The sequence below is a fragment of the Streptomyces sp. NPDC057900 genome, assembly GCF_042887885.1.
Taxonomy (GTDB): Bacteria; Actinomycetota; Actinomycetes; order Streptomycetales; family Streptomycetaceae; genus Streptomyces.
Window position 1 is genome coordinate 1015374 of record NZ_JBHVOI010000002.1, and the last position, 23500, is coordinate 1038873.

The 23500-nt window shown below is 71.3% G+C and carries 19 protein-coding genes; 15 read left to right on the forward strand and 4 right to left on the reverse strand.

Annotation, left to right across the window (positions count from 1 at the left end; all coding sequences use genetic code 11):
• Nucleotides 1-5: 5 nt before the first annotated feature.
• The 3 genes from ACFVQ0_RS11920 to ACFVQ0_RS11930 all read left to right on the forward strand — a co-directional run bounded on the left by ACFVQ0_RS11920 (nt 6) and on the right by ACFVQ0_RS11930 (nt 3650).
• Nucleotides 6-983 carry an ABC transporter ATP-binding protein gene (locus ACFVQ0_RS11920; protein ID WP_390086959.1) on the forward strand — a complete coding sequence of 326 codons (978 nt, stop codon included), beginning with the start codon at nt 6-8 and terminating at the stop codon, nt 981-983.
• On the forward strand, nt 973-2319 hold the full coding sequence (locus ACFVQ0_RS11925) for an ABC transporter ATP-binding protein (RefSeq protein WP_390086961.1): 1347 nt from the start codon (nt 973-975) through the stop codon (nt 2317-2319). The genes ACFVQ0_RS11920 and ACFVQ0_RS11925 overlap by 11 nt, the downstream gene beginning before the upstream one ends.
• Before the next feature lie 197 nt (nt 2320-2516).
• Entirely contained in the window at nt 2517-3650 is a 1134-nt protein-coding gene (locus tag ACFVQ0_RS11930; protein WP_390086963.1) for a hypothetical protein, read from the forward strand.
• Between the two features lie 10 nt (nt 3651-3660).
• On the opposite strand, the gene ACFVQ0_RS11935 is transcribed toward ACFVQ0_RS11930, so the two are convergent.
• On the reverse strand, nt 3661-5748 hold the full coding sequence (locus ACFVQ0_RS11935) for a prolyl oligopeptidase family serine peptidase (protein ID WP_390087784.1): 2088 nt from the start codon (nt 5746-5748) through the stop codon (nt 3661-3663).
• Nucleotides 5749-5957: 209 nt separating this feature from the next.
• Between ACFVQ0_RS11935 and ACFVQ0_RS11940 the strand changes: the two genes are divergently transcribed.
• From ACFVQ0_RS11940 to ACFVQ0_RS11975, 8 genes are all read left to right on the forward strand, one after another.
• Nucleotides 5958-6152, forward strand: a complete 195-nt coding sequence (locus tag ACFVQ0_RS11940; RefSeq protein WP_073736631.1) for a hypothetical protein — start codon at nt 5958-5960, stop codon at nt 6150-6152.
• Between the two features lie 123 nt (nt 6153-6275).
• Nucleotides 6276-7175, forward strand: coding sequence for an N-acetyl-1-D-myo-inositol-2-amino-2-deoxy-alpha-D-glucopyranoside deacetylase (mshB, locus tag ACFVQ0_RS11945; protein WP_390086965.1), 900 nt, complete (start codon nt 6276-6278; stop codon nt 7173-7175).
• Entirely contained in the window at nt 7172-7618 is a 447-nt protein-coding gene (locus ACFVQ0_RS11950) for a DUF6113 family protein (protein WP_390086967.1), read from the forward strand. The genes mshB and ACFVQ0_RS11950 overlap by 4 nt, the downstream gene beginning before the upstream one ends.
• Before the next feature lie 476 nt (nt 7619-8094).
• Nucleotides 8095-10125 (forward strand): hypothetical protein, encoded by a 2031-nt coding sequence (locus ACFVQ0_RS11955; protein ID WP_390086969.1) that lies wholly within the window; start codon nt 8095-8097, stop codon nt 10123-10125.
• Nucleotides 10126-10309: 184 nt separating this feature from the next.
• On the forward strand, nt 10310-11245 hold the full coding sequence (locus ACFVQ0_RS11960) for an ABC transporter ATP-binding protein (RefSeq protein WP_390086971.1): 936 nt from the start codon (nt 10310-10312) through the stop codon (nt 11243-11245).
• Nucleotides 11242-11982: an ABC transporter permease gene (locus ACFVQ0_RS11965; protein WP_390086973.1), complete on the forward strand. Its 741-nt coding sequence runs from the start codon at nt 11242-11244 to the stop codon at nt 11980-11982. Before ACFVQ0_RS11960 ends, ACFVQ0_RS11965 begins: the two co-directional genes overlap by 4 nt.
• A 14-nt stretch (nt 11983-11996) precedes the next feature.
• Nucleotides 11997-13160, forward strand: coding sequence for a sensor histidine kinase (locus ACFVQ0_RS11970; RefSeq protein ID WP_390087786.1), 1164 nt, complete (start codon nt 11997-11999; stop codon nt 13158-13160).
• Complete coding sequence (locus ACFVQ0_RS11975) at nt 13157-13768, forward strand: response regulator (protein WP_390086975.1); 612 nt, start codon at nt 13157-13159, stop codon at nt 13766-13768. Before ACFVQ0_RS11970 ends, ACFVQ0_RS11975 begins: the two co-directional genes overlap by 4 nt.
• A gap of 117 nt (nt 13769-13885) precedes the next feature.
• Here ACFVQ0_RS11975 and ACFVQ0_RS11980 read toward each other — a convergent pair whose 3' ends face one another.
• Together ACFVQ0_RS11980 and ACFVQ0_RS11985 are read right to left on the reverse strand one after the other, a co-directional pair.
• Nucleotides 13886-14647, reverse strand: coding sequence for a response regulator (locus ACFVQ0_RS11980; protein ID WP_390086977.1), 762 nt, complete (start codon nt 14645-14647; stop codon nt 13886-13888).
• The gene (locus ACFVQ0_RS11985; protein WP_390086979.1) at nt 14644-15861 is read right to left on the reverse strand and encodes a sensor histidine kinase; all 1218 of its coding nucleotides are present in this window, start codon (nt 15859-15861) and stop codon (nt 14644-14646) included. The genes ACFVQ0_RS11980 and ACFVQ0_RS11985 overlap by 4 nt, the downstream gene beginning before the upstream one ends.
• 134 nt (nt 15862-15995) lie before the next feature.
• Between ACFVQ0_RS11985 and ACFVQ0_RS11990 the strand changes: the two genes are divergently transcribed.
• The 3 genes from ACFVQ0_RS11990 to ACFVQ0_RS12000 all read left to right on the forward strand — a co-directional run bounded on the left by ACFVQ0_RS11990 (nt 15996) and on the right by ACFVQ0_RS12000 (nt 19371).
• Nucleotides 15996-16904 (forward strand): ABC transporter ATP-binding protein, encoded by a 909-nt coding sequence (locus ACFVQ0_RS11990; protein WP_390086981.1) that lies wholly within the window; start codon nt 15996-15998, stop codon nt 16902-16904.
• Nucleotides 16901-17755, forward strand: coding sequence for an ABC transporter permease (locus ACFVQ0_RS11995; protein WP_390086983.1), 855 nt, complete (start codon nt 16901-16903; stop codon nt 17753-17755). Before ACFVQ0_RS11990 ends, ACFVQ0_RS11995 begins: the two co-directional genes overlap by 4 nt.
• 239 nt (nt 17756-17994) lie before the next feature.
• Nucleotides 17995-19371: an alpha-amylase family protein gene (locus ACFVQ0_RS12000; RefSeq protein WP_390086984.1), complete on the forward strand. Its 1377-nt coding sequence runs from the start codon at nt 17995-17997 to the stop codon at nt 19369-19371.
• Nucleotides 19372-19465: 94 nt separating this feature from the next.
• Here the strand turns inward: ACFVQ0_RS12000 and ACFVQ0_RS12005 are convergent, their stop codons facing one another.
• Nucleotides 19466-20464, reverse strand: a complete 999-nt coding sequence (locus ACFVQ0_RS12005) for an Ig-like domain-containing protein (protein WP_390087787.1) — start codon at nt 20462-20464, stop codon at nt 19466-19468.
• A gap of 406 nt (nt 20465-20870) precedes the next feature.
• On the opposite strand from ACFVQ0_RS12005, the gene rph reads away from it, so the two are divergent.
• On the forward strand, nt 20871-23486 hold the full coding sequence (gene rph, locus ACFVQ0_RS12010; protein ID WP_390086986.1) for a rifamycin-inactivating phosphotransferase: 2616 nt from the start codon (nt 20871-20873) through the stop codon (nt 23484-23486).
• Nucleotides 23487-23500: the final 14 nt, after the last annotated feature.

Sequence of the window (23500 nt, forward strand, 5' to 3'; positions counted from 1 at the left end):
CTGCCATGTTGCTCGAAGTGCGCGATCTGCACGTGGAGTTCCACACCCGGGACGGGGTCGCCAAGGCCGTCAACGGGGTCAACTACTCGGTGTCCGAGGGTGAGACGCTCGCCGTGCTCGGGGAGTCCGGCTCCGGGAAGTCGGTCACCGCACAGGCGATCATGGGCATCCTCGACATGCCGCCGGGAAAGATCAGCGGCGGCGAGATCCTCTTCAAGGACCGTGACCTGCTCAAGCTGAAGAAGGAGGAGCGCCGGAAGATCCGCGGCCAGGAGATGGCCATGATCTTCCAGGACGCGCTCTCCTCCCTCAACCCCGTGCTGACGGTGGGGGAGCAGCTCGGCGAGATGTTCGTGGTGCACCGGGGGGCATCCCGCAAGGAGGCGAAGGCCAAGGCCGTCGAGCTGATGGACCGGGTCCGCATCCCGGCCGCCAAGGAACGCGTCGGCAACTACCCGCACCAGTTCTCCGGCGGTATGCGCCAGCGCATCATGATCGCGATGGCGCTGGCCCTGGAACCCTCGCTGATCATCGCGGACGAGCCCACCACCGCACTCGACGTCACCGTCCAGGCCCAGGTGATGGACCTGCTCGCGGAACTCCAGCGCGAACTGAACATGGGCCTGATCCTGATCACCCACGACCTCGGCGTCGTCGCGGACGTCGCGGACAAGATCGCCGTGATGTACGCGGGCCGGATCGTCGAGACCTCACCCGTCCACGACATCTACCAGGCACCCGCGCACCCCTACACCCAGGGCCTGCTCCGCTCGATCCCGCGCCTGGACCAGAAGGGCCAGGAGCTCTACGCGATCAAGGGGCTGCCACCCAACCTGCTGCACATCCCGCCCGGCTGCGCCTTCAACCCGCGCTGCCCGATGGCCCAGGACGTCTGCCGCACCGACGTACCGCCGCTGTTCGACGTGGCCGCGAACCGTCAGAGCGCCTGCTACTTCTGGAAGGAGACGCTCGATGCACGCTGATCACTCGGGGCGCAGGGAAGCGCGCCAGGAGGGCGAGGTGGCACGCGCCCTGCTGGCCAAGTCACGCGAGACGAGCGCCCAGGCGGGCAAGGAACCGATCCTGGAGGTGCGCGACCTCGTCAAGCACTACCCGCTCACCCGGGGCATCGTGATCAAGAAGCAGATCGGGGCCGTCAAGGCGGTCGACGGGGTCTCCTTCGACCTGGCGGCCGGCGAGACGCTCGGCATCGTGGGCGAGTCCGGCTGCGGGAAGTCGACCGTCGCCCGGCTGCTCGTGCACCTGGAGGACCCGACGGCCGGAATGATCCGGTACAAGGGCGAGGACATCACCAAGCTGTCCGGCCGTGCGCTGAAGGCCGTGCGCCGCAACATCCAGATGGTGTTCCAGGACCCGTACACCTCGCTCAACCCGCGTATGACGGTGGGCGACATCATCGGGGAGCCGTACGAGATCCACCCCGAGGTGGCTCCCAAGGGCGACCGCCGGCGCAAGGTCCAGGACCTGCTCGACGTCGTCGGTCTCAACCCGGAGTACATCAACCGCTATCCGCACCAGTTCTCCGGCGGCCAGCGCCAGCGCATCGGCATCGCCCGCGGCCTCGCGCTCAACCCCGAGATCATCGTCGCGGACGAACCGGTCTCGGCCCTCGACGTCTCCGTCCAGGCGCAGGTCGTCAACCTGCTGGACCGGCTCCAGTCGGAGTTCGACCTGAGCTACGTGTTCATCGCGCACGACCTGTCGATCGTGCGGCACATCTCCGACCGGGTCGGGGTGATGTACCTGGGCCGGTTCGCGGAGATCGGCACCGACGAGGAGATCTACGAGCACCCCACGCACCCGTACACCCAGGCGCTGCTCTCCGCCGTGCCGGTGCCGGACCCGATGGCGCGGGAGTACCGCGAGCGGATCATCCTGCACGGAGACGTGCCCTCGCCCGCCAACCCGCCGTCCGGCTGCCGCTTCCGCACCCGCTGCTGGAAGGCGCAGGAGCGGTGCGAGCTGGAGGTACCGCTGCTGGCCGTCCCGGCGGTCTTCCGGCTGACGGACACCCCGGCCCGGCACGATTCGGCCTGTCACTTCGCGGAGGAGAAGCGCGTGGTGCCGCCGGAGGGCACGCTGGAGGCGGCACCGGGGGAGGGCGGCCCCGGTCCGGACGTCGAACAGGTGGACAAGGAGGCCCGCAGACCGCCGGCCTCGCCCCCGGCGCCGCAGGACCAGCCCGGCGCGGACAGTGGCGACGGCGGGGACGGTGGCTCCGGTGGGGGCGACGCGGATGCCGGGCCCCCGGAGCCCGGTGAGGAGCCGCCGCCGGCCGGCAGCACCCGGGCCGGCTGACCCCCGCACGCGTTAACGCACGGGCAACTCGCCTGTCGCACGTCCGATATACGGACCCGTCACCATGGACGACGTACGGCCGTGCGGGTGCCGTGGGCCGGCCGGGGAACGTCAAGTCCCCCGGCCGGCCGCCCGACAGGACCGCGCCATCACGGCCCTCTTGTCGGAAGGCCGGGGCGCGGTGGAGTATCGCCGGTGTGATACTCACGCGGGGAGCAAGAGCCACGGGTTCCGTCCTCTGCGGCGTGCTGGCGGTGATCGTCGCGAGCTGGCTCGTACGGGACATCAGGGCAGTGGAGTTCGGCGAACTGCTGCGTTACTGGGCCGGTTTCCCCGATGCCCACCCCCGCGCGCTGGCCGCGACCACGGCCACGGACGCCGTGCTGCTCGTGGTCTACGTGGTCGCCGCCGTCGCCGCGCTCCGCTCCGCCGTCGCCGCCACGGTGCTCGTCGCCACCGGAGTGGTCACGGTGGCCGTACGGCTGCCCGGCCTCTGGAGCATCGGCAGCCGCGCGATGGAGTCGTCGTACTCGGACGACCTGCGCGGCCGGGCGCTGATCAGCGCCTTCGCCGCCCTCGCGGCGGGCATCGCGCTCCTCATCACGGCGGGGGCCGGGCGGCGTCCGCCGGACGGCTCCTACGAGCGACTGCCCACCCGGCCGGGACCGGGCGCCTCGGTCACGGCGTTCCTGCTGCTGTGCGCGGCCGGGGCGGTGCTGGTCGCCTGGCAGATCCGCCAGGTCGTGAAGTACCCGGAGATCTTCCCCGACTGGTACCTGGGCGGCGACCGGCTCACGCACGCGCTGGTCGACCCGCCCCTGGGCTGGGCGAGCGTGCTGACGGCCCTGTTCTGCCTGTTCGCGGGGGTGAGCGCGCTCTCCCACGCCGTGCACTCAAGACCGTTCGGCCTGGTGGCGGCCGCGCTGCTGCTGCCCGGCGGGGTGTCGGGCGTGGCCATGACCGTGCACTACGAACTGTTCGACCACTTCGGTTCGCTGTCGACCGAGACCCAGCTCACGCTGGCCAGCTGGTTCTTCGAGGCGTTCGTCGCCGTCCTGGTGCTCATCGCGCTGGCCCCCAGGGGCTTCGCGGACGTCCCCGGCCCGCTGAAACCGGGGTACGGCTCCGGATACGGGCAGCCGGGGTACGGCACCCCCGGATACGGCGGATACGGAACACCTGGGTACGGCTCCGAGGCGCACTCCGGACCGGACGACGACGGCCCGAACCCGGGGCAGCGGCCGCCCGCCCCGGGACCGGGATACGGCTACCCGCAGGGCGGCGGCTTCGGACCGCCCCCGCCGCCCTCCCAGCCGCCGCCGGGCTGGTAGCGGGGAGGCCCTAGGCCGGGCCCGGCAGGGACCGCTTCAGGAAGTCCACCTGGAGCAGCAGTAGGTTTTCGGCCACCTTCTCCTGCCGGGGCAGATGGGTCACCCCGCTCAGCGGCAGCACCTCGTGCGGCCGCCCCGCGGCCAGCAGCGCGGAGGACAGCCGCAGCGTGTGCGCGACCACCACGTTGTCGTCCACCAGCCCGTGGATGATCATCATCGGCCGTGCCTGCTCGGCGGCGTGCGACAGCCCCTCGTCGGTGACCAGCGAGTTGTCCGCGTACACCTGCGGCTGCTTCGCCGGGTCCCCGAGATAGCGCTCGGTGTAGTGGGTGTCGTAGAGCCGCTGGTCGGTCACCGGGGCGCCGACGATCGCGGCGTGGAAGACGTCCGGCCGCCGCAGCGCCGCCATGCCGGCCAGGAACCCGCCGAACGACCAGCCCCGGATGGCCACCCGGTTCAGATCCAGCGGGAACCGCTCCGCGAGGGCGTGCACCGCCTCCACCTGGTCGTCGACGGTGAGGGCGATGTTGTTCTTGACCGCCTTCTCCCAGCCGGGGGAGCGGCCCGGGGTGCCGCGGCCGTCCGCGACGACCACGGCGAAACCCTGGTCCGCGAACCACTGTGAGGTGAGATGCGTGTTGTGGGTGGCGACCACCCGGCGGCCGTGCGGCCCGCCGTACGGATCCATCAGAACCGGAAGCGGACCGTCCGATTCCTTGTACCCGGTGGGGAGCAGCACGGCGCACGGAATCCGCCGTGCGCCCCCTTCGGTGAACCGCGCCCGGACGGACAGCACCGGCTGCTCCGCGTGGTTCGCCACGGTGGTGATCGGCTTGCCGTCCCGGAGCACCCGGGCGGTCGCTCCCGGCCGGTCCGGGGAGGTGGACACCAGCACCGTCACCCCGCCGGACCGGACCGCGGTATGCACGCCCACCCCCTCGGATACCCGCTCCACGCCCAGTTCGTTGACCCGGTAGACATGGGTCTCGCCGATCTCCGGAGCGGCCGCCGTCTCCCCTGCGGAGGCCGCCACCAGGATGTCCGAGCCGCCGATGTCCAGCACCGACTGGATCTGCAACTGCGCCCCGGTCAGCAGCCGGTCGCCGACCGCGAGAACCCGCGCCCCGCCCTCGTCCGCGATCCGCACCAGCCGTCCGTCCGGCGCCCACGCGGGCACTCCCGGGAACAGGTCCAGCCAGACCGGGTCCTCGTCGACGTGCACGGTCCGGGTCGTGCCGGTCTCCGGGTCCACCGCGAGATGCAGCTGGCTCTGCTGGTCACGGGCCTGCACCAGCAGCAGCGGCGCCCCCGCCGACGACCAGTGCACCTGGGCCAGATAGGGGAACCGGGCCCGGTCCCAGACGACTTCGGTGCGTTCGCCCGCCAGGTCCACGACGAAGAGCCGTACGTCCGCGTTGGGCGTACCGGCCGCCGGATACGCGACCTCGGAGGGCTTGCGCTCCGGATGCGCCGGGTCGGAGATCCACCACCGCCGCACCGGGCTGTCGTCGACCCGGGCGACCAGCAGCCGGTCCGATTCGGGCGACCACCAGAAGCCCCGCGAGCGCTGCATCTCCTCGGCCGCGATGAACTCCGCGAGGCCGTAGGAGACCTGCGCGTCCTCCGGCTCCGCGAGCGCCCTGTCCTCCTCGCCCCCGGACCCCACGACGCGCAGCGCGCCCTTGGACACGTATGCGATGTGTCGTCCGTCCGGGGAGGGGCGCGGGTCGATCACCGGACCGGGCACCGGCAGCGCACGCGCCGTGCCCGCCCGCAGCTGGGCGACGTACACCTTCCCGGAGAGCGCGAACGCCGCCAACTCGGCTGCCGCGTCCAGCGCGTAGCCCACGATCCCCGACGACCCCTCGCGGCTCCGCTCGCGCCGGGCCCGCTCCTGCACCGAGAGCCGCTCCGCCGAACCGCCCAGCAGCACCGCGGGATCGGCCACCACGCGCTCCCTCGGTGCGCCGTCGCCGGTCAGGTCCAGGGTCCAGAGCCGGCTCGCGCCGTCGGTTCCGGAGCCGGAGCGCAGGAAGATCACCCGCTCACCATCGGGTGACACCGTGAAGGCGCGGGGTGCGCCGAGGGTGAATCGCATCGTCCGGGCCTGCTGGAGCGGAAAGGTGATCTCTGACGAAGTCATGAGCCGAACCTATCGGCCGGGCTCGGGCCGTGCGCCCCTCGTGCTGCTGTGCCCCGATCAATGCCTTGCCACGGATAGTTATGATCCGTAGCGCTCGGTGGGTATGAACCTGCTGGCTCCATGCGTGCTGCCCGTCCCGACCGTACTGATGGAGGTGAACCGCCGTGGCACTCTCGATTTCGGCGGTGGTGCTGCTGGCGATCGTCGTCTTCCTGCTGGTCCGGAAATCCGGACTGAAGGGCGGACATGCGGTGGTCTGCATGCTCCTCGGTTTCTATCTCGCCAGCTCGTCCATCGCGCCCACGATCTCCGAGGTGACGACGAACGTGGCGGGCATGATCGGAGGGCTGAAGTTCTGACAGCGGCAGCCGTCCGTCTGAGAAGGTGCCGAGCTGTGGCGGCGCCGAGCGTTCGTGGTTCGTCGGCGCCCGGAGCGTGGGCGCCGTCGGTCATCGGGGCCGTCGGCTCGTAGGGTGGTCCCCATGACGGACCTTCCCGCCCGGCGTCTGCTCCTGGTGCACGCGCACCCCGACGACGAGTCGATCAACAACGGCGCGACCATGGCCAGGTACGCCGCCGACGGCGCCCTGGTCACGCTGGTGACCTGCACGCTCGGCGAGGAGGGCGAGGTCATCCCGCCCGCGCTCGCGCACCTGGCGGCCGACCGGGACGACGCCCTGGGCCCCTGGCGACAGCGCGAACTCGCGGCGGCGATGAAGGAGCTGGGCGTCACCGACCACCGCTTCCTCGGCGGCCCCGGCCGGTTCCGTGACTCCGGGATGATGGGCGCGGAGCAGAACGAACGTCCGGGCGCCTTCTGGTCCGCCGACGTGGACGAGGCCGCGGGGTACCTCGTGGAGGTGATCCGCTCGGTCCGCCCCCAGGTCCTGGTCACCTACGACCCCGACGGGGGCTACGGGCACCCCGACCACATCCAGGCGCACCGGGTCGCGACCCGCGCCGCCGAACTGGCCGCGGACCCCGGCTACCGCGCGGACTCCGGCGCCCCGCACACCATCGCCAAGATCTACTGGAACCGGGTGCCGCGCACCACCGCGGAGGACGCCTTCGCCAACCTCCGGGCCACCGCCCCCGACACCTTCCCCGGCATCGCCGCGATCGACGACGTGCCGGGTGTGGTGAACGACACCCTGATCACCACCGAGATCGACGGCAGCGCCCACGCGGCCGCCAAGGCCGCGGCGATGCGGGCGCACGCCACCCAGATCGCGCTGAGCGGCTCCTTCTTCGCCCTTTCGAACGACCTTGGCCAGCCTGTTCTCACCACCGAGTACTACGAGTTGGTGAGCGGCACCCCCGGCGCCGCTCCGGGGACGCGGGAACGCGATCTCTTCGCCGGCGTGACGGGAGCGGACCAGTGAGCAGCAGCAGGTCGCGGGCCGCGCGGACCAACGCGCCTCCGAGGGACATTCAGGCCACTGGCCTGGCCGCTCCTCCCAACCCGCGCCGGATCGCCGCCCTGCTGGGCCTCGCGGTCCTCGGCGCGTTCGTGGGCATCGCCGGGGCCCTGGTCCAACCCGCCTGGTTCCCGGGCGGATTGCTGCTGGCGCTGCTGGCGACCGGCGGACTCTTCTACGGTGGCCGGTGTCTCATGGGTACGCAGCCGGGCGCTCTGGCACCCGCCGCGGGGTGGCTGATTTCGGTCGTCGTTCTGCTGGGTGGCCGCCCGGAGGGCGACTACGTATTCGGTGACGAACTGGGCCTCGCGCTCTTCATGCTGGGCGGAATGGCCGTCGCTGTGATCTGTGCCACCATGTCGCGGTCACCCCAACCGGGTGCCGACAGCGGTCGACCTGGCAAGTAATGTGCCACGTCCGATCCCGTAATGCCCCCTGTCCGTCCGGGGGGTACGCAGTCGTTTCCCCCGGTGGCGGGATGTCTGTCGGCCGTGGCCAGTAAGGTGGTTCGCGCGCCCAGCACCTCGTAGGGCCTGCCCGGCCATGATCCGCCGGACAGGCCCTGGCCCGTCCCCCGGCCTGCGGCACGGGGAAGTACGGGCGGCGGAGCCAATCGGGAGAACCTGCTTTGAGTCGTGAAACTGACAGTTCGTCCTCCGGGCCCCAGGGCCGCGGGGGAGCCGCGTACCCCTCGGGTACGCCGCCGTACGGATCCCGCCAGTATCCGTCGCTGCACCCTTCTCAGGATGCCCCGGAGGAGACCCCGGAGCCTGCGGACCCGTCCCAGCCGGAAGAGCCGAGGACGGAGACGACGCTGACGACGCGTATCCGGATCAACATCCCCGGCTCGCGTCCGATCCCGCCGGTTGTCATGCGTACGCCGATGAGCGACGCGGACGGCGGCCCCGGCAACGAGCGCACCGGCAGCATCCCGCGCCCGGCCCAGGCCGCGTCCAACGGCGCGCAGGGCACCCCCGCGGCAGCCGGGTCCGAGCCCGGTGACGGATCCGCCCCGGCGGAGCCCGCCGCGGAGAAGCCGGCCCGGGAGAAGAGCGGCAGCGACTGGTTCGCACCGCGCAAGCCCCCGACGGCCGCCCCGGCGGACACGTCCGCGAACGGCTCGCCGGGCAAGCCGTCCCCCGGCAGCGGCACGAACGGCGCGGGTTTCTCCGCGTCGGGTTCCGGTGGCGGCACGAACGGCGCGGGTTTCTCCGCGAACGGTTCCGGTGGCGGTACGAATGGCGCGGGCTTCTCCGCGAACGGTTCCGGGGACCGGGCGGACGGTCCGGGCGGCGACCGGGGCACCCCGCCCGCCGGTACCCCGCGCGCCGATCTGCCGTACTTCTCGGACGGCCCGCAGCGCGCGGGCGAGCCGGGCGCACCCGGTTCCGGCGAGTTCGGGGCGGACGGCCCCGGCGGGCCGCGCTCCACGCCGAACCTCGGGATCCGTACGCCGGGCCCGTCCGGGCCCACCACGGGACCGGCCGGCGGCACCTCCCCGCTCACCCCGAACCTCGACGGACCCGGCCCCTTCGCCGGGGCCTTCGCGCCGCCGGCCTCCGGACCGACCGGACCTGCTGGATCTGCCGGACCTGCCGGACCTGCCGGACCTGCCGGACCGCAGGCACCCGGTGGTGCGGGTGGTCCCGGTGGTGCCGGTGGTGTTCCGCCGCGGATGTCCGACGACACCGCGGTGCTCACCCCGCAGTTCCCGGCCGCCGGTCCCGGTGCCGGTTCGGGTGACAACGTCTCGGGTGACACGCTGACCAGCGGCATCCCCGTCGTCCCGGCGGAGCGCCGTACGGCGGGGCCGCAGTCGCCGTTCCAGGGCCCCGATCTCACCCCGCGGATCCCGGACAACCCGATGGGCACCGGACCGGCCGGGCCGGGAGGGTTCGCCGCGCAGGCGCCCGAGCCCGCCGCCCGTACCGCTCCGGAGCCCGCCGCGGCGAAGGCCCGGGCGAAGAAGGGCCGTTCGAAGCTGGTCCTGCTCTGCGTGGCCGCCGTCTGCCTGCTCGGTGTCGCGTACGGCGCCGGGCTGCTGATGAACCACTCCGACGTCCCCAAGGGCACCACCGTCCTCGGCGTCGACATCGGCGGCGGCACCAAGGAGGACGGTGTCGAGAAGCTGGACGCCGCCCTCGGCGAACGGGCCAAGGCCCCGCTCCAGCTGAGCGTGGACGGCAAGAAGGCGCAGCTCGCACCGGACAAGGCCGGGCTCTCCCTGGACAGCCAGGCGACCGTGCGCGCCGCGGCGGGCAGCGACTACAACCCGGTCTCGGTCATCGGCTCGCTCTTCGGCGGCAAGCGTGACATCGACCCGGTGATCCCGGTCGACCAGGAGAAGCTGGGCGTCGCGCTGACCGACCTGGCCGGTGCCTCCGGTTCGGCCAGCAACGGCACGATCAAGTTCGTTCCGGGCAAGGCCGTCCCCGTACCCGGCAAGGCGGGCAAGGCGCTCGACGCCAACCAGTCGATGGGCTCGGTCCGCGACGCCTACCGCGCCCAGGTCGAGACGGGCCGCTCCGCCACCGTCGAGCTGCCCGTCACCACCCGCCAGCCCACCATCAGCCAGGCCGAGCTGGACCGGGCCATGAAGGAGTTCGCGGAGCCCGCGATGTCCGGCCTGATCACCATCAAGGCCGGTCCCAAGGTGATCCAGTTCGGCCCGGACAGGTCGCTGCCGAAGATCCTTTCGATGGTTCCGGTCGACGGCAAGCTCGTCGACCACTACGACAAGAAGGCCATCGACACCCTCTGTGAAGGCGTCTTCGACGGCATCATGATCACCAAGAGCGACGGTTCGAAGCATCAGCTCAGCGCGGACGACGTGGCCCTCGCCATGAAGGGCGCGCTGGTCGGCAAGACCCTCGCCGAGCGCACCGTCACGATCGACCTGAACGGCAACGGCTGACCCGGGCCCGCACCACATCACAGGCGCCGCCCCCGACCGGACCCCGGCCGGGGGCGGCGCCGTCTGCCCGCACGGCGCCCGGCACCGCGCGGGCCCCGTCACACGGACGGCATGACATCTGTCATCCCGGATTCACGACCCGTGACCCTGCCGCGCGCGTACCCCGCTCGGCCAGGCTGGACCCATGACAACGAAAGCTCCCGAAGCCACCGAGGCGAAGACCGCCGTGGTCAGCTTCGACCAGGTCAGCAAGGCGTACGGCGACGTACGTGCCGTGGACGGGCTCACGCTCGACCTGCACCCCGGCGAGACGGTGGCGCTCCTCGGGCCGAACGGCGCGGGCAAGTCCTCCGCGCTCGACCTCCTCCTCGGCCTGCGCACCGCCGACTCCGGTACGGTCCGGCTCTTCGGCACGACCCCGCAGGCGGCCATCGCGGCCGGCCGGGTCGGCGCGATGCTCCAGTCCGGCGGCCTGATGGAGGAGGTCACGGTCGGGGAGCTGGTCGGACTCGTCTGCGATCTGCACCCCAGGCCCTACCCGGTGGCAGAGGTGCTGGCGCGGGCCGGTATCGCCTCGATCGCCGGCCGCATGGTCAACAAGCTCTCCGGCGGCCAGGAGCAGCGCGTACGGTTCGCGCTCGCCACCGCCGGGGCCAACGACCTGATCGTGCTCGACGAGCCGACCACCGGGATGGATGTCACCTCCCGGGGCGCCTTCTGGGCCACCATGCGCGAGCAGGCCGACCAGGGCCGGACCGTCCTGTTCGCCACCCACTACCTCGAAGAGGCCGACGCCATCGCGGACCGCGTGCTGGTCCTGCACAAGGGCCGGATCCTCGCCGACGGCACCGCCGCCGAGATCAAGGCCAGGGCCGGTGCCCGCCGGATCTCCTTCGAGCTGGAGGGCCCGGTCGACGAAGAGGCCCTGCGCGCCCTGCCGTTCCTCTCCGCACTCGACGTCACCGGCCGCCGGGTCCGTATCCAGTCGCACAACGCCGACGCGACCGTGCATGCCGTCTACGGCCTCGGCCTCTACCCGCGCGAGCTCGAAGTCGCGGGTCTCGGACTGGAGCAGGCCTTCGTCGCCATCACAGAGGCCGAGGAGGCCAGGACCCGATGAACACGCTGATCAAGCTCGAAGTGACCCGCACCCTGCGGAACAAGAAGTTCATGTTCTTCTCGATCATCTACCCGTCGGTGCTCTACGTGCTGATCTCCAGCACCCAGAACACCACCGACAAGGTGCCGCACACCGATCTGACCCTGCAGTCCTTCTTCATGGTCTCGATGGCCTCCTTCGGCGCGCTGACCGCCGTGCTGATGGGCAACAGCGAGCGCATCGCCAAGGAGCGCGAGAAGGGCTGGGTCCGTCAGCTCCGACTGACCGCGCTGCCCAGCCGGGGGTACGTCCTGGCCAAGATCGCCAGCGCCGCGATGGTCACCCTGCCCTGCATCGTGGTCGTCTTCCTGGTCGCCGCCTCCGCCAAGCACGTACGGTTCGACCTCTGGCAGTGGCTGGCCCTGACCGGGCTCATCTGGGCCGGTTCGCTCGTCTTCGCCGCTCTCGGAGTGGCCATCGGCTACATCGCCAGCGGTGACGCGGTCCGCCCGATCACCATGATCATCTACTTTGTGCTGTCGATCCTCGGCGGCCTGTGGATGCCTTCCTCGACCTTCCCGCACTGGGTCCAGAACATCTCCGAGTGGCTGCCCACGCACGCGTACGCTGCACTCGGCCAGTCCGTCGAGATGGGCGGCGCGCCGCATGCCAAGGACATCGCCATCCTCTGCGTCTACTTCCTGCTCTTCGCGGGCGGAGCGGCCTGGCTCTACCGGAAGGACACCCTGAAGGCGTGAACGAGGACGACGAGATGTCCGTGGGCATGGGGCGCCCGCCCACGAACGCGAGGCAGGCCGGGACCAAGTTCCTCTGGATCGGGATCTGGCTCGCGTTCATGAGCGCTCCGGTCAAGGACCTGGTGGACGGCGAGCACACCTCGTGGGCGACCGGGCTCGGTGCCCTCGGGCTGGTGGTCTTCGTCGGCGCCTATCTGGTCCTCGTCTTCCGCCACACCTCGAAGGCGCTCGACCCGTTCCGGGTCCGTGCGGCTCTCGCCTTCCTCTGGGCCCTCGCGGTCCTGCTGTCCCTGACGCTCGGGGTGCCCTGGCTGGTCCTGTTCGTGTACGTCTCCGTCTCCGTCGGCGCCACCCTGCCGCTGCGGGCGGCGCGTTGGCTGATCCCCGCCGTCACCGCCGTGCTGGTGGCCATCGGCGCCACCCAGGAGAACTCCCGCGAGATCGTCACGGCCCTGGCCTTCCCCGCCCTTCTCGGCGGCTTCGCGATGTCGGGCGTCCGGCAGATGATCCGCACCACGATCCAGCTGCGCGAGGCCCGCGCCACCGTCGCCCAGCTCGCCGCGAACGAGGAACGGCTGCGGCTCGCCAGGGATCTGCACGACCTGCTCGGCCACTCCCTCTCGCTGATCACCCTCAAGAGCGAGCTGGCCGGGCGGATGCTCCCCGGCCACCCGGAACAGGCGGCCGCTCAGGTCGCGGACATCGAACAGGTCAGCCGGCAGGCCCTGGTGGACGTGCGCAGCGCGGTCACCGGCTACCGCCGCCCGACCCTCCCCGGAGAACTGGCCGGTGCCCGGACCGCGCTCGCCGCCGCCGGGATCACCGCCGCCATTCCGGCCGAGCCACCCGAGGACCTCCCCGAGAAATCGGAGGAGGTGCTTGCCTGGGCCCTGCGGGAGGCCGTCACCAACGTGGTACGCCACAGCGGTGCCCACAGCTGTGAGGTGACCCTCGCTCCACGCCAGACCCTGGACGGGCGGGTTCTCGAACTCACCGTCTCCGACGACGGTCGCGGTGCCTCCGGTACGGCACCCGGCAACGGCCTCACCGGCATAGCGGAGCGCCTCGCCACCGTCGACGGAACGCTGGCCACCCGGGTCACCAACCCCCGTTCGGGGAAGGGCTTCACCATCACCCTCAGCGTGCCGGTCGAATCCCACCTAGGATTCCCGGAATGAGCATGATCAGACTCCTCCTCGCCGAGGACCAGTCAATGGTGCGCGAAGCCTTGGCCGCGCTCCTCGGCCTGGAACCCGACATCGAGGTCGTCGCGCAGGTCGCCCGCGGTGACGAGGTACTGGCCGCGGCCCGCGAACACCGGGTCGAAGTGGCCCTCCTGGACATCGAGATGCCCGGAATGACGGGCATCGAGGCGGCGGCCCAGCTGCACCGCGAACTCCCCGGTGTGAAGGTCGTCGTCGTCACCACCTTCGGCCGCCCCGGCTACCTCCGCCGCGCGATGGAGTCGGGCGCCGACGCGTTCCTGGTGAAGGACGCCCCGGCGTCCCAGCTCGCGGAAGCGGTACGCAAGGTGCTCGCCGGCGAGCGCGTCATCGACCCGACCCTCGCGGCCGCCGCCCTCGCGGACGGGGCCAGCCCGCTGACCGAGCGGGAGCGCGAGGTGCTGCGCACGGCGGCGGACGGCTCCACCAACGGGGAGATCGCCGCGGTGCTGCACCTGTCCCAGGGCACGGTCCGCAACTACCTCTCGACAGCGATCCAGAAGCTGGCGGCGCGCAACCGTGCGGAGGCGGTCCGGCTGGCACAGGAGAAGGGCTGGCTCTGACCGGGAGACTGGTGTCAGAAGCAGAAGCAGAAGCAGAAGCAGTCGCAGCCTCGGTCGCAGGCGCAGGCGCAGGCGCAGGCGCAGGCGCAGTCGCGGTCACAGCCTCGGCCCGCGACCTCACCGGCCCGGTGACACCAGCCCCGCCTCGTACGCGATGATGACCAACTGCACCCGGTCCCGCGCGTCGAGCTTGGCGAGCAGCCGGGTCAGATAGGTCTTGGCGGTGGCGACACTGATGAACAGCCGCTCCGCGATCTCCGCGTTCGACAGCCCGCTGCCGACCAGCACCAGCACCTCGCGCTCCCGGTCGGTGATCGCGGTGAGCGGCCGCGGCGGCGACGCGGAGGCGGGACGGCCCACGAACTCCTTGATCAGCCGCCGGGTCACGCTCGGCGCGATCAGGGCATCGCCGGCCGCCACCACCCGGACCGCCGCCAGGATGTCGTCCAGCGCCATGTCCTTGACCAGGAACCCCGCCGCCCCGGCGCGCAGCGCCCCATAGACGTAGTCGTCGTCGTCGAACGTCGTCAGGACCAGCACATGCGTGCCGCCGGATCCCGCCGTGATCCGCTCCGTGGCCTCAATGCCGTTGAGCCCCGGCATGCGGATGTCCATCACGACGACGTCCGGGGCCAGCTGTTCGGTCAGCAGCACCGCCTCGTCGCCGGTGCCCGCCTCGCCCGCCACCTCGATGTCCGGGAGGTCGGCGATCACCATGCGCAGGGCGGCCCGGACCAGTGGCTGATCGTCGGCGAGCAGCACCCGGACCGGAGCCGGGGTCGGAGCCGGGACAAGGACCGGGGCCGGGGCCGGGACCGGAGCCGGGGCCGGGGCCGGGGTGGGTGTCGGGGCCGGGGTCATCGCGTCCTGGTCGTTCACGCCGCGTACTCCTCGGGCACCGGCAGCCGGGCCGTCACCCGGAAGCCGCCCTCCGGACGCGGGGCGGCGGTGAACTCCCCCTGCAGCAGGGCGACCCGCTCCCGCATGCCGATCAGCCCGAACCCGCCGTCCGTCACCTTGCCGGGGCCCCGGCCGCCGTCCGCGACCTCGATGGCGAGCTCCTCGCGGCCGTACTCGACGGACACCCGGCAGGAGCCGGTGGCCGCGTGCCGGACGACGTTGGTCACCGATTCCTGGATGATGCGGAACGCCGACAGGTCGATGTCCGGGGGCAACGGCCGCCGCGCGCCCTGCCACCGGACATCGACCCGGACCCCGGCCGCGGTGGTGGCCCTCGCCAGCCGGTCGACGTCCGCGAGCCCCTCCGTGGGGTGCAGCGGCGCCGCCTCACGCCCCGGCTCCTCGGGCGCCGACACGTCCTGCCGCAGCGCACCGAGCATCCGGCGCAGCCCCGACAGCGTCTCCCGGCCGGCTGTCTCCACCGCGTGCATCGCCTCGCGGGCGGCGTCCGGCTGGGTGTGCACGACCCGGGCCGCCGCTCCCGCCTGGAGGGCGATGATGCCGACGCTGTGCGCGACCATGTCGTGCATCTCGCGGGCGATGCGCAGCCGTTCCGCTATGACCGCCTGGTCGGCGGCCCGCGCGGCCAGCTTCTCGCCGTGCCGCCGGGTCTCGTACGCCGAGCCGCCCACCAGCCAGGCGACGACTGTGGTGAGCGCGACGACCAGCTCCGCCGACGTACCGACGTGCCACCCGGCGAGCAGCCGGAAGGCCAGGAACCCGACGAGGACGCCGAGCGCCATCAGCAGGGCGACGAGCCCGGTCCGGCGCGACCGGGAAGCGGTGATGAAGTACAGCGCCACATCGGCGGCGAGGAACTGGGCGAGCGGTATCTCTCCCACGCTCAGCGAGAACGTGGCGGTCGTGGCGCCACCCAGCACCAGCGCCAGGCCCGTCAGCGGGCGCCGCTCCATCACCAGGCAGCCGGCCGCGGCCAGGGCCGTGGCGAGCAGCTGGGTCAGCAGCCCGTCCCACCGGTAGAGCAGCATCCCGGGCCGGACCGAAGGTTCTAGCTCCCCGGGCAGTTGCACCCGCACGAGGAACGTGAGCAGCACACCCGCGTACCAGGCCATGCCCACCCACCAGCCCGGCGGTACGCGCTTGAGGATGGGAACGGAGAGTGAGGGCGACATGCGCCGATCGTAACCAGCGTCGTCCCGGCCCGGCATCGGACCACGGTTGTACACCCCTGGCTGACACCCCGCCCCGGCAGGTGTCACCGGCGGTCCGATGACGAACGTGGGTGGCGGGCGGCACCGTTGGGACCGTGATCGAAGTCAACGGACTGACCAAGCGATACGGCAAGGCAACCGCCGTCAAGGACCTCACCTTCACCGTACGGCCGGGCGAGGTCACCGGCTTCCTCGGACCGAACGGGGCCGGCAAGACCACCACCCTGCGCATGCTCCTGGGCCTCGTCGAGCCCACCGCCGGAACGGCCACCCTCCGGGGCCGGCCGTTCCGCGACCACTTACGCGGCCTGCGCCACGTCGGCGCCCTGCTCGACGCGGGCGACGTCCACGGCGGCCGTACCGCCCACGCCCATCTCGCCATGCTGGCCCGGAGCAACGCCATCCCGCGAGCCCGGGTGGACGGGCTGCTCCAGGAAGTGGGCCTCGCCGGGGCCGCCCGCCGACGCATAAGCGGCTTCTCGCTCGGGATGCGCCAGCGGCTCGGCATCGCCACCGCGCTGCTCGGCGACCCGCCGGTGCTGCTCTTCGACGAACCGCTCAACGGCCTCGACCCGGAAGGTGTTCTCTGGGTGCGCGGGCTCTTCCGGCGGCTGGCCGCAGAGGGCCGTACGGTGTTCGTCTCCAGCCACCTGATGACCGAGATGGAGCACACCGCCGACCGGCTCGTCGTCATCGGACGCGGCGAACTCATCGCTGCCGAGAGTCTCTCCGCGTTCGCCGCCCGGGGCACCCGGCTGAGCGTGACCGTGGGCACGCCCGACATAGCCGCCCTCACCCCGCTGCTCACCGCCGAGGGCGCCTCGGTGGAACGGGACGGCGACCGGCTCACGGTGACCGGCCTGACCGCTGCCCGGATAGGTGAGCTGGCCTTCCGGCACCGCGTGATGCTGCACGAACTCACCACGTCCGGAGCTTCGTTGGAGGAGGCATTCATGGAGCTCACCGCCCACCGCGTCGACTACCTCGCAGGAGCCCCCCGATGACCACGGTGACGACCGCACCCGCCGGCTGCCTGGCACGCGACGAGCCCCGTGCCCGCTTCACCGATCTGCTGGCCGCCGAGTGGCTCAAGATGTGGTCGCTGCGCTCGACCCCCTGGCTGTACGTGGTCACCGCACTGGCCGTCATCGCGTTCAACGCCGGTACGGCGTACGACCACTACAAGTACTGGTACCAGTACGACGGACAGAGCCGTACCTCGTTCGTCGCCAACGGCATACCGCTCGTCGACGCCTTCACCGCTAACTCCGCCATGGTGCTGGTCCTGGCCCTGACCGCGATCGGTGCCGTGTCGGTCACCGGCGAGTACGGCACCGGACTGATCCGCACCACGTTCACCGCCGTCCCCGCCCGGCGTTCGGTGATGGCCGCCAAGGTGCTCGTCCTCGCCGCGGTCACCACTGTCTTCGGCGCGCTCGTCGCCGCCGCCTCGTTCGCCTCGACCCAGGCGATCCTCTCCGGCCGCGACGCCTCGGTGTCCCTCGGTCATCCTGACGCGCTGCGCGTCATCGTGGCCTCCGCGTTGCTCGCGCCGGTGGCCGCGCTCACCGGACTGGCGATCGGCTCGCTGATCCGGCACACCGGGGGCGCCGTCGTCGGCGGTGTGGTGGTGCTGCTCCTCCTGCCGATGGTCCTGAGTTCCCGCCGCCACCTGACAGCGGTGCTCCAGCACACCCTGCCCTTCAGCGCGTGGGAGCGTTTGACGAGCACGCGGATGCAGCGCTCCAACGAACTCTTCCCGTGGGGGACCGGCGGAGCCTGGACCGTCTACGCTCTCTGGGCACTGGAGGCAGGCGTGCTGACGGTGGTCGCGGTAAACCGCCGGGACCAGTGATGCCGAGTGATGACCAAAGATGCGGAGACCGCCGGGGAGGCCCACCCCCACTCCCTCCGGCTGCCTCAATCCACCGTCCCTGCAAGCTATTTCAGAAACATGCTGGAAACTCTTGCGTCACCTCTTGACGTGTCCATCACTGGAACGGCAGGCTCCGAACTCCCCCCACGGTGGCCAGGCGCGTGGCTGCCCACGCCGGGTGCGGGCTCTGCCCGTACCCGTGACCGAAGGAGCCGCAGATGAGTTCCCGCGCCGCTCGCGCGACACTGGCCGGACTGCTCGCAGCCGCCGGTATCACCGCCCTCGCCCCCTGGACCTCCCAGGCGACCCCACCGGGCGAAAAGACCGTCACCGCCACCCTGTTCGAGTGGAAGTACGACGCGGTGGCCCGTGCCTGTACCGACTCGCTCGGTCCGGCCGGTTACGGCTACGTCGAGGTCTCGCCCGCTTCCGAGCACATCCAGGGTGACCAGTGGTGGACCTCGTACCAGCCGGTCAGTTACCGGATCGCCGGTCGCCTCGGTGATCGCGACGCCTTCGCGTCGATGGTGGAGAGCTGCCATTCGGCCGGGGTGAAGGTCGTCGCGGACGCCGTCATCAACCACATGTCGTCCGGCTCCGGTACCGGGACCGGCGGGACGGCGTACACGAAGTACGAATACCCCGGGTACTTCCAGGACCAGGATTTCCACGCCTGCCGCAAGGACATCAGCAACTACGGAGACCGCGACGACGTCCAGAACTGCGAACTGGTCGGTCTGGCCGACCTCGACACCGGCAGCGACGCCGTCCGTACGACGATCGCCGGCTACCTCTCCGACCTGCGCGGCATGGGCGTCGACGGCTTCCGTATCGACGCCGCCAAGCACATGGCGGCCGATGACATCGACGCCATCAAGGGCAAGATGGCCGACCCCGGCTTCTGGGTCACCGAGGTCATCTACGGCGGCGGCGAGGCCGTGCAGCCCGACGAGTACACGGGCGTGGGCGACGTCGACGAGTTCCGCTACGGCGGGCACCTCAAGAGCGCCTTCCAGGGCGGTGGCATCACCGGCCTGAAGGACATAGCCGACGGCAAGCTGCCGAGCGCGAACGCCCGTACGTTCGTCGACAACTGGGACACCGAGCGCAACGGCTCCACGCTGACGTACAAGGACGGCGCGGCCTACACCCTGGCCAACGTCTTCATGCTCGCCTCGCCCTACGGTTCCCCGAACGTCTTCTCCGGCTACGAGTGGTCGGACAAGGACGCCGGCCCGCCCAACGGTGGCGCGGCGGCCTGCGGTGGCGACGGCTGGACCTGTACGCACGCCCGGACCGCCATCACCGGAATGGTCGGCTTCCACAACGCCACCGAGGGCGCCCAGCTGACCGACTGGTGGGACAACGGCTCGTCGGCCATCGCCTTCGGCCGCGGCGACAAGGGCTTCGTGGCCATCAACAACGGTGACGACGCCCTTGAGCAGTCGTTCAGCACGTCGCTTCCGGCCGGCACCTACTGCGACGTGGCGCAGGCCTCCCCGGACGCCTGCGACGGCAACACCGTGGAGGTCGGTGACGACGGCACCGTGACCGCGTCCGTCCCGGCGAAGGGCGCGCTGGCTCTGCACGCCTGAGACGCTCCCGCGGCACACATGCGGCCGCCCGGCGGGTGGGGTCCAGGAACCCCAGCCACCGGGCGGGTCGTTCAGCCGGACAGACCGGGTCTCGCTACAGCGCGGCCGTGGTCTTCGCGCCGCTCGCGCTTCCGTCCAGCCACTGCGGCCACGAGAGGTTGAAGGAGGCGTAGCCGTTGTCGGCGGACGCCTTGGCGCGCGGGGAGCCGGTGACCGTGACGGGGTCGCCCTGCTTCACCTGGCCGTAGAACCACTTCGCATCGGCCAGCGAGAGGTGCACGCAGCCGTGCGAGCCGAGGGCGCTGCCGCTGCCCGGGTTGGTGTCACCGGTGGAGAAGTGGACGTAGGTGCCCGACTGGGTGAGGTGGATGTCCCAGGGGAGGGTCAGGTCGTAGTAGTTCGCGTCGCCCTTGTTGCAGCTGATGCCGACGCTGCAGGACGTCATGTGGACCTTCTCCTGCTTGTCGATCACCGCCATCGTGCCGTTCCAGGTGGGGTACTGGGCGCTGCCCGCGTTGATGGAGAGCGTGCGCACCGTGGCGCCGTTGCGGGTGACCTTCATGGTGTGACCGGTGACGGAGGCGTCGGCCCGGACGTCGTCGCCGATGGTGAAGGAGTGGGTGTAGCCGTGCGTGCCGTAGCGGCCGCTGCCGTTGGAGACGTCCTTCAGGTCGGCGTCGATGCGCACCTTGGTGCCGGACTTCCAGTAGTCCTTCGGACGCCAGTCGACCCGCTTGTCGCCCATCCAGTGCCAGGCACCGGTCGTGGGGACGGACGCGGAGATCTTGAGGTGCTTCTCGATGTTCGAACGGGCCGATTTCACCACCGGGTTGGTGAAGACCACCGAGACCGGCATAGCGACACCGACCGTCGCCTTGTCCAGCGGTGCGATCGTCTCCAGGAGCATCGGCGGACCCGAGGGATGCGTGTGCGACGGCGACGGGTGCGCGCTCGCGGACGCCCCGCCGGAGGAGCCGCCCTTCCCGTTCTGGGAGTCGGCCGAGGCCGATCCCTTGCCACCGCAAGCGCTCGTCCCCGCCAGTACCGCGCTCACCAGCAACGCGATCCCTATAACGCCCTTGCCCCGCCGCATGTCCTGCTCCGCTCGCGTCACTACTTCAAGGATTCAACATTTATAGAGACATGGAAGTGGACCGGCGCGGTTGCGGGTGGTGTGTAAAGCGCGTACCAAGTCCGCCACCGGGCGGACGTACCGAGTCCGCCACCGGGCGGCGGCGCGAAACGACAAAGGCAAGGAGAAGAGACTCTCCTTGCCACTCTCAACTTATAGCGCACAGGGGGGCTTGCGGCAAGGCCCGGTCCAGGGCGCAGAATCGTCCCTCGTTGCCGCAACCTGCGGAAATCGGCGGGCGTGCGTGTGTTGCTGCCGACGTGGGCGGGACACGGTGACGTCGAATCATGGGTGGGACCGGCAGCGCGGTCGCAGGAGTGCGCGGCGCCCGGCTCGTCGGAGGGAAATACAGGCAGGAATGGTGGCGATGACCGATAGTTGTGTGCTGGATCTTCAAGACGTCGATGAGACGCGGGCCGAGGCCGTCGGCGGCAAGGGCGCCCATCTGGGCGCGCTGTCGCGGATCGAGGGCATCCGGGTGCCGGACGGTTTCTGCGTGACGACGGACGCCTTCCGGCGCATCATCACGGCGGCACCGTCGGTCGACGCCCGGCTCGACCAGCTGTCGCGGCTGGACCCGGACGACCGGGAGGCGGTCCGCACCCTCAGCGCGGAGATCCGCCGCACCATCGAGGAGACCCCCGTCCCGGACGCTCTCGCCGCGGAGATCACCCGCGCGCTCGGCAGGCTCGGCGCGGGGGCCGCCTGTGCCGTCCGGTCCAGCGCCACGGCGGAGGACCTCCCGACGGCCTCGTTCGCCGGCCAGCAGGACACGTATCTGAACGTCGTGGGCGCGGCGGAGGTCATCCGGCACGTCAGCCGGTGCTGGGCCTCGCTGTTCACCGAGCGGGCCGTCATCTACCGCCGGCGCAACGGCATCGACCACCGCACGGTCCAGATGGCCGTGGTCGTGCAGCGGATGGTCCTCCCGGAGGCGTCCGGCATCCTGTTCACGGCCGACCCGGTCACCGGCAACCGGAAGACGGCCACCGTGGACGCCGGCTTCGGCCTCGGTGAGGCCCTGGTCTCCGGCCTGGTGAACCCGGACGTCTTCACGGTCCGGCACGGCGAGGTCGTCGCCAGGACGATCGCCGCCAAACACCGCGCCGTCCACGCCCTGCCCGGTGGCGGTACGCGAGAAGTGGAGATCGACCCCCGGCAGCAGGAGCGGCCCGCGCTGACGGACGAGCAGGCCGTGCGGCTCGTGGACCTCGGACGCCGGATCGAAGCGCACTTCGGCCGCCCGCAGGACATCGAATGGTGCCTGGCCGACGACGGCTTCCAGATCGTCCAGAGCCGGCCGATCACGACGCTGTTCCCCATCCCCGAGGCCGGTGACCAGGAGGACCACGTCTACGTCTCCGTCGGCCATCAGCAGATGATGACCGACCCGATGAAGCCCCTCGGGTACTCCATGTGGCAGCTGACGGCCATGGTGGCGATGTACGAGGCGGGCGGGAGGCTGTTCGTCGACGTCACCCAGCGCCTCGCCGCACCCGCGAGCCGCGCCGCCCTGCTGGACGTCATGGGAAAGGGCGACCCGCTGGTCAGGGACGCGCTGGAGACCCTCCTCGCCCGCGACGGCCTGCTCCCGCCGACCCCGGACGCCGGCCCCGCCGCCCCCGCCGGCCCGTCGGCGCGCGGGGACGCCGTCCCGGACGGCCCGGAGCCGGACATCGTTCCCGAGCTGATCGAGCGCAGCCGGGAATCCATCGCCGCCCTGGAGCGCGACATCCGGACGAAGAGCGGACCGGCTCTGTTCGACTTCCTGCTGGAGGCCTTCGAGGAGCACCGACGAGTCCTTGGGGACCGGTTGAACTTCCGGGCGATCATGGCGGGGATGGAGGCCACCTGGTGGCTCAACGACCAGCTGCTGGAGTGGCTGGGCGAGAAGAACGCGGCGGACACCCTGACCCTGTCCGCTCCCGGCAACATCACCTCGGAGATGGGTCTGGCGCTGCTCGACGTCGCGGACGTGGTCCGCCCCCGGCCGGAGGTCGTGGCGTTCCTGCGGGACGCGGAGTCCGTCGACGACGCGGTCTTCCTGGACGAGCTCGCGAAGGTCCCCGGTGGCCCCGAGGCGCGCGAGGCCATCGAGGGTTACCTCGGCCGGTACGGGATGCGCTGCGCCGGCGAGATCGACATCACGCGGCCGAGGTGGAGCGAGTGCCCCACCACCCTCGCACCGGCGATCCTCGACAACGTCCGGAACTTCGCGCCGGGCGCCGCCGAACAGCGCTTCGAGCAGGGGCGGCAGAAGGCGCTGCACAAGGAGCGGGACGTGCTGACCCGGCTGCGGGCCCTGCCCGACGGGGACCGGAAGGCCGACGAGACCAAGCGGATGATCGACCGGGTCAGGGCCTTCATCGGGTACCGGGAGTACCCGAAGTACGACATCGTCAGCCGCTATTTCGTCTACAAGCAGGCCCTGATGGCGGAGGCCGAGCGCCTCGTGCGGGCCGGTGTGCTCGCCGAGAGGGAGGACGTCTTCTACCTCACGTTCCAGGAACTCCGCGACGTCGTGCGCTCCGACGAGGCCGATCACCGGCTCATCGGGGAGCGCGAGGACGCGTACCGCTCGTATCTGGCGCTCACCCCGCCCCGGGTGCTCACGTCGGACGGCGAGGCGGTCAGCGGGGCGTACCGGCGCGACGACGTGCCGGACGGTGCCCTGGCGGGTCTGCCGGTGTCCGCCGGGACCGTCGAGGGCCGGGCCCGCGTCGTCCTCGACATGGCGCGGGCCGATCTCGAAGCGGGCGACATCCTGGTCACGGCCTTCACGGACCCCAGCTGGTCGACGCTGTTCGTCGGCATCGCGGGCCTGGTGACGGAGGTCGGCGGACTGATGACGCACGGCGCGGTGATCGCCCGGGAGTACGGTCTGCCCGCCGTCGTAGGCGTGTCGGGGGCCACCCGGCTGATCAGGGACGGCCAGCGGATCCGTGTGCACGGAGCCGACGGATACGTCGAACTCCTGCCCTGACCGCCCGACAGCCC

Bases quoted from the DNA above. Each gene is read 5' to 3' on its own strand.
- ACFVQ0_RS11920 (WP_390086959.1), top strand. From the start codon at position 6: ATGTTGCTCGAAGTGCGCGATCTGCACGTGGAGTTCCACACCCGGGAC.
- ACFVQ0_RS11925 (WP_390086961.1), top strand. From the start codon at position 973: ATGCACGCTGATCACTCGGGGCGCAGGGAAGCGCGCCAGGAGGGCGAG.
- ACFVQ0_RS11935 (WP_390087784.1), bottom strand. From the start codon at position 5,748: ATGCGATTCACCCTCGGCGCACCCCGCGCCTTCACGGTGTCACCCGAT.
- mshB (WP_390086965.1), top strand. From the start codon at position 6,276: ATGACGGACCTTCCCGCCCGGCGTCTGCTCCTGGTGCACGCGCACCCC.
- ACFVQ0_RS11955 (WP_390086969.1), top strand. From the start codon at position 8,095: ATGAGCGACGCGGACGGCGGCCCCGGCAACGAGCGCACCGGCAGCATC.
- ACFVQ0_RS11960 (WP_390086971.1), top strand. From the start codon at position 10,310: ATGACAACGAAAGCTCCCGAAGCCACCGAGGCGAAGACCGCCGTGGTC.
- ACFVQ0_RS11965 (WP_390086973.1), top strand. From the start codon at position 11,242: ATGAACACGCTGATCAAGCTCGAAGTGACCCGCACCCTGCGGAACAAG.
- ACFVQ0_RS11970 (WP_390087786.1), top strand. From the start codon at position 11,997: ATGTCCGTGGGCATGGGGCGCCCGCCCACGAACGCGAGGCAGGCCGGG.
- ACFVQ0_RS11975 (WP_390086975.1), top strand. From the start codon at position 13,157: ATGAGCATGATCAGACTCCTCCTCGCCGAGGACCAGTCAATGGTGCGC.
- ACFVQ0_RS11985 (WP_390086979.1), bottom strand. From the start codon at position 15,861: ATGTCGCCCTCACTCTCCGTTCCCATCCTCAAGCGCGTACCGCCGGGC.
- ACFVQ0_RS11995 (WP_390086983.1), top strand. From the start codon at position 16,901: ATGACCACGGTGACGACCGCACCCGCCGGCTGCCTGGCACGCGACGAG.
- ACFVQ0_RS12000 (WP_390086984.1), top strand. From the start codon at position 17,995: ATGAGTTCCCGCGCCGCTCGCGCGACACTGGCCGGACTGCTCGCAGCC.
- ACFVQ0_RS12005 (WP_390087787.1), bottom strand. From the start codon at position 20,464: ATGCGGCGGGGCAAGGGCGTTATAGGGATCGCGTTGCTGGTGAGCGCG.
- rph (WP_390086986.1), top strand. From the start codon at position 20,871: ATGACCGATAGTTGTGTGCTGGATCTTCAAGACGTCGATGAGACGCGG.